The following is a 390-nucleotide window of genomic DNA, read 5'->3' as shown; positions in this document are numbered from 1 at the left end:
CGGATGCCGTCCTCTTAGTGCACGACGAAATTGTTTACGCCCTGCTGCATGATCACCGACAGGTTGCGATGGCCGTATTGCTGGCCGATCGCGGTGTTGAAGCGGCCATCCTGGTGGAAATGGACGCGATTACGGTAGCCGTGCTGGGCGCCGCCTGCGGAATTGCGCCAGCCATATTGTTCGAGGTTGACGTCGTTGCCCATGGCGGGCGCGACGGCGGTGACACCGACGAGGGCGGCAAAGGCCGTGGCGATGATCGATGTGCGGGTCATAGGACTTCTCCTTCGATGCGGCAGGGGACCGCGGGTTGAACGGCCCCTTTGTAGGGAAGTCGCTCGGAACGGAGGCTGAAGGCTCCATTCAGCGAAAGTTCATGACCGCTTCGTTCAG

General features: G+C 61.3%; 1 protein-coding gene. It reads right to left on the bottom strand.

Features of this window, described 5'->3' with window-relative positions; all coding sequences use genetic code 11:
* Positions 1–14: 14 nt before the first annotated feature.
* A complete protein-coding gene (locus EN852_RS35880; protein WP_135879687.1) occupies positions 15–272 on the bottom strand; it encodes a hypothetical protein in 258 nt (85 codons plus the stop codon).
* Positions 273–390 lie beyond the last annotated feature (118 nt).

Source organism: Mesorhizobium sp. M2E.F.Ca.ET.209.01.1.1 (assembly GCF_004010375.2).
In the GTDB taxonomy this organism is placed as follows: Bacteria; Pseudomonadota; Alphaproteobacteria; order Rhizobiales; family Rhizobiaceae; genus Mesorhizobium.
The sequence above is the reverse complement of the archived record's forward strand: the minus strand, read 5'-3'. Positions and strand labels throughout refer to the sequence as shown.

Bases quoted from the DNA above. Each gene is read 5' to 3' on its own strand.
- EN852_RS35880 (WP_135879687.1), bottom strand. From the start codon at position 272: ATGACCCGCACATCGATCATCGCCACGGCCTTTGCCGCCCTCGTCGGT.